At 39.3% G+C, this 8975-nt stretch carries 6 protein-coding genes; 2 read left to right on the top strand and 4 right to left on the bottom strand.

Annotated features, from left to right (window positions below; all coding sequences use genetic code 11):
* The first annotated feature begins 20 nt into the window (after positions 1–20).
* Both HF894_RS14785 and HF894_RS14780 read left to right on the top strand, forming a co-directional pair.
* Positions 21–3206: an alanine-zipper protein gene (locus tag HF894_RS14785; RefSeq protein WP_204973387.1), complete on the top strand. Its 3186-nt coding sequence runs from the start codon at positions 21–23 to the stop codon at positions 3204–3206.
* A gap of 83 nt (positions 3207–3289) precedes the next feature.
* The gene (locus HF894_RS14780; protein WP_204973385.1) at positions 3290–3625 is read left to right on the top strand and encodes a hypothetical protein; all 336 of its coding nucleotides are present in this window, start codon (positions 3290–3292) and stop codon (positions 3623–3625) included.
* Positions 3626–4159: 534 nt separating this feature from the next.
* Here the strand turns inward: HF894_RS14780 and HF894_RS14775 are convergent.
* From HF894_RS14775 to HF894_RS14760, 4 genes are all read right to left on the bottom strand, one after another.
* Positions 4160–4522, bottom strand: coding sequence for a helix-turn-helix domain-containing protein (locus tag HF894_RS14775; protein ID WP_204973383.1), 363 nt, complete (start codon positions 4520–4522; stop codon positions 4160–4162).
* Positions 4523–4533: 11 nt separating this feature from the next.
* Positions 4534–4833 carry a type II toxin-antitoxin system HigB family toxin gene (locus tag HF894_RS14770; protein ID WP_204973381.1) on the bottom strand — a complete coding sequence of 100 codons (300 nt, stop codon included), beginning with the start codon at positions 4831–4833 and terminating at the stop codon, positions 4534–4536.
* A gap of 468 nt (positions 4834–5301) precedes the next feature.
* Entirely contained in the window at positions 5302–5769 is a 468-nt protein-coding gene (locus tag HF894_RS14765; protein WP_204973379.1) for a hypothetical protein, read from the bottom strand.
* 84 nt (positions 5770–5853) lie between these two features.
* On the bottom strand, positions 5854–8964 hold the full coding sequence (locus HF894_RS14760) for a hypothetical protein (protein ID WP_204973377.1): 3111 nt from the start codon (positions 8962–8964) through the stop codon (positions 5854–5856).
* Between the last annotated feature and the right edge of the window lie 11 nt (positions 8965–8975).

The following is an 8975-nucleotide window of genomic DNA, read 5'->3' as shown; positions in this document are numbered from 1 at the left end:
TAAATTTAAAGTTTTTAATTATGAACAAAAAGTATCTAAGTGTGATCCTGTTCAGTGCCTTAATGCTGGGTACGACAGGAACGTTCACATCTTGTAAGGACTACGATGACGACATCAAGAACTTACAAGAACAGATTGACAAGAAAGCCTCAATTGAGGAACTGACTGCCAAAGTAAACGAACTTCAGACGGCAATCAATGAGGCTAAAGCTACGGCTGAAGAGGCTAAAGCTACTGCTCAAGAAGCATTGGACAAAGCCAATGCCGGAAGTGGTGAAGGAAGCGTAACAGAACAGGAACTGGCTGATTTAGAGAAGAAATTGCAAGATCAGATTGACAAATTGGCTTCGTTAGAGGAAGTGGATAAAAAGCTGGCTGCAATGGAAGAAAAGCTGAAAGGTGAATTTGCCACAGAAGAGCAAATCACAGAAATTGCAGCAGAAGTGGATGCTTTGTCAGCAGAAGTTATGGCATTAATAGGGCATCGATTGACCAGTTTGTCTGTCATTCCAACTACTCATGTTAATGGTATAGCTGCTATTACATTGACAACATTGCAATATACTCCGCAAAAATATGTTGTGAATGATCATTCAACACACTCTACCAATCCATGGTTAGATCACGAAGGTACAGGCGCGGCTGATAAATATATATCGACAGAAAACAATGTTGCTTACTTCCATGTAAGTCCTAACATGGGTGTTAGAACTGAAGATATTGAAACCCCAATTTTTGATTGCATTAAATCTGAAAATATTGTAACAAAAGCAGGCGTTGAGATTGCAGAGAACAACCCGATTCAACCCGTATCACATAGCATTGATAAAAATGTCTTGACTGTTAAATTCAAAAAGACCATTACGGGCTTTATTGGAAGAACAGATGTTAACGCTAGCAAAGAAACATTCTACATGGCATCTTTGAAAGCTCCCATTTCCAAAGAAAATTGGACCGAGGCTGAAAAAGATTCTGTAGAAAGCGGAAAAACGAATGGCGTATATGTTAATTCTGAATACGTTCGTGTAGAAGAGTTAATTAAGGTTCCGTATTTAGTTAATAAGAGAACTTTATTTGACCAAGCTGCAACAGGTGATTTCGCTAACGAAACCCAGACAGATGCTGAAGGCGAATTTTATGTTCACTATCATGACTCTGCATGTGTTTATCACTCAGAAGCAAATGAACTGATCGATTTGAGATGGGCTTATGACCAGCCTTTGGATTTAAAAGACTTGGTTAAAGTTTGCGCAACTGATAAAGATCAGTTCGAAACTGGACATGCAACTAATCATATTGATTTGGAGAACTACAAGGAATATGGTTTGTCATTCCGTTTCTATTTGGCAAAAGCGCCTTACATAACGTTGGGTGGTCCTGAAGGTAATACAAATGAAACTGACCAACAAAAGTTTGCAGAAATAGATAATCCGACAAATGGTATCATGACCTCAAAGGTTTATACCGTTGGCGAAGGTGGAACTTCTGCAACTGCAGTAGGACGTGAGCCTATCGTTCGTGTTGAATTGCGTGACACCGTAAACAACGAACTGGTTGCACAACGTTACATAAAGATCAAATGGGCAAAAGAAGTTGGCGAAAGACCTATTTCTCACAATTTTGTAGACTCAATTTATGTATGCGGCAATTATAACGGTAGATTGGGCACTCAGGAAATGAATGAAGTAATCTACGCTGGTGCTAAAGAAGGTGGTATGACTAAACAAGAATTCCATGCCGTATATGTTGATGCAGGTTTCGATGGCACGAACGGTGACGGTGAGGGTTCTGTTACAATCTTGAAGAACACAGAAGCTGGTGTAGATTCATATAACTTATTATGGACATTAACTCATGCAGATATTGTAGCTAAGTATCCTGAATGGAACAAGCAGGAGAAGATGGACTTCTCGAAAGTTTGCTATTGGAAAGATCCGACAGGCGCATATCCGACACTGAAGATTACGTTAACTCGTACTATTTACAAGCCGGTATTTAATCTGTGGGGATATGATGGACGTTATTGGAAGAACAATAATAATTGGAATGTTTTCAATGTAAACCCCATTGTTTACAATACTCAGGAATCTAATCCTGCATGGGCAAATAACACTACTAATAACCCGACATGTAACATCTATACAGACCTATTGAACGGTTTCTTGGATGATATGGGTGTTAAACCGACTACAGGAGCTGGTGGTGCTATTTACTTTACTGATAAAGAAAGAGAAGGGTTGAAGTTCTACTACTCTGCACTTTATCCGACTGTTACAAGTGGATTCCAGGGTGTAAACAGAACTCCTGATAATTATGCTGCATACGCAGAAGAAGGTGTACGTTTCATCTTTGATGCTGACAAACTGGAAGCTGCCGATACAAAATATGTATATCAATATTTCGATGGTAGCAAGGTAGTAGACAAGACTGCAACAGTAAGTCCTGATGGTACTACTCTTTATATCAATGGAGAAAAAGCTGCTGAAATTGTCAACTATACAGCAAATAAGCTGGATCCTAATGAAATGACATACAATATTATACTAGAAGAGAAAAACCCGACTCATGCTCCACGTTCAGGAGATGCTCCTACAGAAGCTGCAAAAGCTATTGTTGGTGAATTTGTACCTCTTAAACTTGTAGCTGATCTTTGTTATGGTGACGGATGTGTAACTGTACCTTTGTTGGCACCTGAACATACACAGACAATCAAAGAGTATGAAGCATTCATCATTGAGCCGTTGGATATGAAAGAAGGTGAAACAGAAGACTTCACAGATGCAACAATCGGCGGTAGCACCATTGACGTAAAGGATGCTTTCACTTACATTTCATGGAATAAAGATGCACATGGTGAGAACTATGTGGTAGCAAATACTACTGGTTTGGAGAAAGATTTGTGGGAGTTCTATGAAGTAGTAGAAGGTGATTGGATGACTGATCAGATTACTTCTAACTTGAAATTAGTTGATGGAAATCTGATACCAACAGAAGGTGTGGAAAATGGTCCTCTCCCCTCTAATACTAGTGTAGTATATAATTCTACAAATAAAACTTTGACTTATAACAACTACAGTGGAACACCTGTAAACAGAGATTATAAGCTTTACATCCCTGTTAAGTTTGGTTATAAGTGGAAGACATTTACGAAGATTTTCACTGTTGAGGTAAAAGCCAATGCCGGAACTCCGACTAAAGCTCTCTAATCAATATTGAAATTCTAAAAATAATACAAGAGGGTATTTCACATACTGAGGTGAAATACCCTCTTTAATTAATAGACATTGTTATGAATAGAATTTTAGGAATTATAGGATTCTTGATTATTATTTCCCTGACGTCCTGTAGCAAGAAAGAGCAGAGCCATCCTTATGAAGGCACATTTACAGCCAGCGGAATTACATTTGTGCTTAACCCGGATTCAACTACGCGAATTATTTTTAATGATTCTGTATCATACGAAGGCAAATGGATGCCTGCCAAAGCTGAAGATGGCCTAGAGTATGCCAATATTGAATTTGGTGGATATCAAAAATATTATTATCTGAAGCAAGGGAAATTATATCGTAGTGAGCGTGAAATGCGGCATGATGTGATGGGCGTCAAAGTTAGATATGAAGAATGAAATAGTAATGTTACGTAGATGAAGCATTTTGGTAAGCGTAGAGATGCTTACTACCTTAAGGACAGGAATTGTGAGAATCGGGATTCACAAAGACAAATAGGCTCTCCTGCAACAAACAGAAGAGTCTATTGTTTATTTATGTAGTTACCATCCGAAAGGTAACCATCCGAAATCCGCCGTGTTAGCCATATCCGCGGCCATGCAAACAGCTTGAACTTGAAGATGTAGACATACTGTAGCGTCTCAATCATTCCTATACAAGAAAGAGCCAGTTGGTTGATTGGCTACATGAGCGCCGTAACTACCTACTTTAGCGCGCTAAACATCCACTTTAGTGGCGTAACTATGGACTTGGGAAGTCTCAGCACAATGAGTAGTAACTGACCGAGGGATGGTTTCATATCTTTCACGGCCTGTCTATCCCACTTTAAAAACAAAATCCCCGCTGCATCCTTCACGCTTTCACGGCGTTGCAAAATCTTGTAACACAATGAAATAAGGTGAAAGATGTGAATCTGTTCATCCTTCACGTACTTAAATGCCAAGCATGGCAGAGGGTTGTATATTCAATATGCGGCAAAGAAGCCTTGCAATTCGCAACGTCGGTTCCGAACGGCCCGATATATAGTCGTTTATACGGGATGGGCTGATACCGATTTCGTTGGCAAGCTGTTTTTGCGTCATACCTTTCTCTTCCAGAGAAAGTTCTATAAGCTCCGCTACCGTCGGCTTTTCTATCGGATAATGCTCTTTCTCGTAAGCAATCACGATGTCGGACATCATGCTGAGTTCCACGGCGTTTTTATCGTTGGCGGGCGTGTTGTCATCAACTAACGGCAAGAGTTCTTCCACCCTTTCTACCGCAAAATCATATTGTTCTTTGGTAATCTTGCTCATATCGTTTCCTTTTAAATGGTTGAACAATCCAACATATCATACTCTTCATGTGTGCAAACCTTTCGGATGAATATGTAACCGATTGTAAACTTCACTACTACGACCAGCCTATAGTTGTTTCCTTTGATATTGAATACATAATGCTGGTTGCCTACATAATCTATTGCAGGAAAATCCACTTTGATTTCTGAAAGATTTTTCCAAGATGCTTTTTCTGTGATATCATACCACCGTTCCAGGGCAACCCGGGAGTCTTCCCTCCCTTTGGTTTCATAGAATTCTTTCAACTTTTTATGTGATACAATTCTCATATTTCCTCTTTCTTTGATACAAAGGTATACAATCAATTCGGAATTCCAAAATATTCGCAGCTGATAATTCAATATTTCAGGATATACAGGTGATGATTGAGGCATTTAAGTCGCTGTACGGATTCGCATGGGTTGTGAAGGATGGCGGATCTACCAGCCGGTACAGCCTGCTGTTTTTTCTCCAGTTAGGAAAAACTTTTTCTCCAGTTAGGGAAAAATGATTGGACAGTTAGAGAAAAAATGAATGGGTAGTAATCGAGTAGGAAGAAAACTACTTCGTTTTCCTCCTACTCGATTTCTTGCCATAAGCGTGAGTGGATTTATTGCTTTCAACGTAAAAGGCTTTAAATCAAAGGATTTCAGTAAAAGTTCACGGAGAGAAGATATGAACCTTAGGGAATGGTGAAGAGCTGAATTCACAAAGACAAAAAGACTCTCCTGCAATAAACAGAAGAGTCTATTTTGTCTTTAATTGTTTTTTAGAGTCAAATACCAGGCATCATCTATGCGAATAGGATTGAACGCAAATTTAATGCAGGCTTCAGATTCTGGATTCTCTTGGAAAAAGATGCTATATTTAACTGTATTATTCGAATATCCATTGATTTCAAAATCTTCCATCCGATATTTTTTTACAGGGAACCGTTTAAAATGCTGCTTCATATTTTCTCGCATTTCATCTGTCATCGGCATCAGGGTATCGTTTATGATACAATATATCATGTTTAATCCATCGTCTATTTTTCCAGCCTGAAGTGTATCCATGCAGACTTGGGCTAGTCCGATAAAATCAGCTGTATCTTTAGCAGTCAATCCCTTGACTAATTCAGTATCTGGATCTATTGATGCCTGAGATTCCTTGGATTTTCCGGTACATGCAGCAAGGACAAGTAATGTTAAGACAACACTGCCTAATAGACGTACACTTGTTTTCATATAGTTTATTGTTTTGTAGTTAAAAAAAAGAGGGTGGGCCTCTTTAACAGACCACCCTCTTTTCATATAAGTTAGTATTCAGAATTAGTTCTGACCCATTGTAGAGTTAACAGTACACTCAACATAAGCTCTGATAGTACCCCAAGTATAAGTGAAGTCTACAGGAATACGAACCTTGAATGTTTCAACGTTGTTACCGTTGTTTACATACTTAATCTTACCAAATGCATCAACAATTGCATTCCAAGTAGCTTCTGTACCGAACTTAGCAGCGTTAAATTCTTTCAAGTCGATAACTTTAGCAGTATTGTTAGGCTCCTGAGTAATGATAATCTTTTGGGTTACTTCAGACAGCAGCTTCGTATTGATGTCGTTACCGTTCAAGTTAGTAGTAATCAAGGCTGTCTTAACTTCAATCTTATTCAAGCCATAGAATGCATACAACCAAACGTTCTTGTAATCTTTATCACCATTGTAGAAGCTTACATTTCTCCAGTCAACGAAGTTGAATACTTCAGCAATATTGATGGTAGAACCATTAGCCTGAGCATCCAGGAATTCTCCCTTGCTATTGTCTGTAATAGTGATCGGGCGCAACAGGTTAGCAGGATAAGTAGCACCATTCAGAGACAATGCGATGTTGCAAGGACTATAAGCACAGATACCAATCTGAGCTGCCAATTCATCTTTATAGGCGTTCAAGATGCGTTTTGCAGTTTCATTGTTCTGATACTTGATAGTACACTTATCTGTAGTATTGCTAATTTGAGCAATCATTTCGATTGCACCTTTACTATCTTTAGCATACAATGCATCATTCAAATATTCACCCTTGTCAGACTTCAATGCGTGCAGCAATGCATTTTCTGTAGTAACATCATATTCTTTTCCAAAGATATCAGTAGCTTTTTCTACTTTAACTTCAGCAGCTGAGTTTCCTGCGAACAGTTCATATTCGTTTCCAAGTTGGTCTGTTACCTTCACACCATTGTTGGCTGCAGTAAAGTAATATTTGTAACCACCCTGTGCTCCAGCTCTGTTAGCTAAAATTGTAGCAGTATAAGAGTCGAACCCTTCTACACCGAATGTCGGTTTATTGCCTTCCCATACTTGGTCCAAATCAACCGTGAAGTCCTCTGTATTTCCACCATCTTTTGGATATTGAACATTCAGACGGGTGTTCTTACTGTCGTTGTACCAGTATTCAGCAATCTTCTTCACTACAGTACCCTGAGGTTTCACTACAGTAACCTTGATTGGCAAATAAACCGGTGCAATCTGTGTCGTTGTATTCGGATTATTAATATTCTTCACGTATCTTACATAAATAGTCTTGCTGTGACCATCCAAATCATAGATTCTCTGCTGATCATTCATGCTGAGAGCCCAAGAGAGAACGGGAGTTGTTGTTCCTGCACCTTCAGTTTTCTCAGTTACTGTACCATAGATATCTTCATCCTTAGAAATTTGAGTAAACTTGTTGTCCTTCAATTCGAATTGATAAAGAACTCCCTGAGCATCTTTATCTACCTTATACAACGCCAAGAACTCTTCCTTCGAGTATTCAACTTTCTCCAAAAGGAGTTTAGATACTTCAGCCCAAGTCAGTTCAGGATTAGAACCATCGCAACCGAACTTCTGTTCACCTTTGTTGAATACATCAGTAATGATATTATCAATTGTCTGAACGATTTCTACCACGATATAAGCATGCAGAACAACCTCATTGTTAGCATCCAACACACGTACACGTACCAGAGGGTGTCTACCTACTGAAGATACACCGGTAGAAGTAGATGTAGTTCCGTCTGCTTCAACCATGCGAGGAGCTACAATACCTTCCTTAATCAAGTTTTGATCAACATACTTACTATCAGAAGTTTTGTTATTACCAGCCGTATATTGAATCAGTGCAAAATCATACTTCAGGCCATATTGAGCTTCTTCACCCCAGTTCCAAACTTTGTGTGTACCGTTTGTGCTTGTTAAAGATACCTGGTTATAGTGAATAGCTAATACTTTGCTCAAATCAATCTGGCTGTTGTAAGCAACACGAAGAGTTGGATGATTTTGCAGAGCTTCACCTACAGTTCCCCATAATTCATCGTTATTCTTAGCATTTTCGCAATTATCAGCTTCAATATCAAAGCCATTATAGTTAGGTACACTATAAGCAATCGCTTGCGGAGTGATAGTCGAACCATACAATGCAGCATAATCTGAAGTAACTACACGGTCTTCACCATCTTCCGTCTTCACATTAGCCTGCAGAGCAAAGATTGAAGCCTTAGACAATTCAGTCTTGTCTATGCCATTTGCCATAATTTTGCTTCCTTCTGCCACCAAAGGTATAGTCAGCACACCATTTTCCAAAGTGATGTCTTTTGTTGCGTCAAGCTGAGGTACAGCTACAGATGCACGTGTATTTACTACTTCTGCATCATTAGAGATAATACTCAGGTTTTCCTTTGCCAACTTAGCTTTCGACGGATTTACATGATAATTTACAGAAATAGCAGGATCATATTCTTTGGCTTTGCCAAGGGTCGTATAGTTCCATTCTGTATAAGGAGACTCTTTGAGATCCACTATACATTTAGTATTCTCTTTATTTGTGAACTCGTAATCCGCTCCATTGGTCGTAGTAATAGGTTGATAACTCATCCACGGATATTCAGTAGCTTCAACACCATTGATGTACAATGAAGGTTGGTATACCAAGCTGTTCAGCAAGTTACCTACGATAGATGCTACTTTATCAGACAAAGTGTCTACCTTCGTTTTCAATGCATCCAACGCTTCTTGTGTAGCATACGTATCTGCCAGCTCTTTCTTCAATGCATCGATTTCTGCTTGTACATCTTCCAAAGATGCCAACTTGTCAATCTGTGCCTGAAGATCGTCTTTCAGTGCCTGAAGCTCTTCAGATGTTACATCTCCACCGCCGGCAGCATTGGCTTTGTCTAAAGCTTCTTGAGCTTTGTTCTTTGCTTCTTCAGCCGCAGCTTTTGCAGCATCTACATCAGCCTGCATAGCATCCATTTGCTTCTGCAGCTCCTCCAGAGATGCTTTCTTGTCAATCTGTTCTTGCAGGTTCTTGATGTCATCATCGTAGTCCTTACAAGATGTGAACGTTCCTGTCGTACCCAGCATTAAGGCACTGAACAGGATCACACTTAGATACTTTTTGTTCATAATTAAAAACT

Origin of the sequence: Caecibacteroides pullorum (assembly GCF_019239235.1) — a bacterium.
Taxonomy (GTDB): domain Bacteria; phylum Bacteroidota; class Bacteroidia; order Bacteroidales; family Bacteroidaceae; genus Bacteroides; species Bacteroides pullorum.
The sequence above is the reverse complement of the archived record's forward strand: the minus strand, read 5'-3'. Positions and strand labels throughout refer to the sequence as shown.

Bases quoted from the DNA above. Each gene is read 5' to 3' on its own strand.
- HF894_RS14765 (WP_204973379.1), bottom strand. From the start codon at position 5,769: ATGAAAACAAGTGTACGTCTATTAGGCAGTGTTGTCTTAACATTACTT.
- HF894_RS14775 (WP_204973383.1), bottom strand. From the start codon at position 4,522: ATGAGCAAGATTACCAAAGAACAATATGATTTTGCGGTAGAAAGGGTG.
- HF894_RS14760 (WP_204973377.1), bottom strand. From the start codon at position 8,964: ATGAACAAAAAGTATCTAAGTGTGATCCTGTTCAGTGCCTTAATGCTG.
- HF894_RS14780 (WP_204973385.1), top strand. From the start codon at position 3,290: ATGAATAGAATTTTAGGAATTATAGGATTCTTGATTATTATTTCCCTG.
- HF894_RS14770 (WP_204973381.1), bottom strand. From the start codon at position 4,833: ATGAGAATTGTATCACATAAAAAGTTGAAAGAATTCTATGAAACCAAA.
- HF894_RS14785 (WP_204973387.1), top strand. From the start codon at position 21: ATGAACAAAAAGTATCTAAGTGTGATCCTGTTCAGTGCCTTAATGCTG.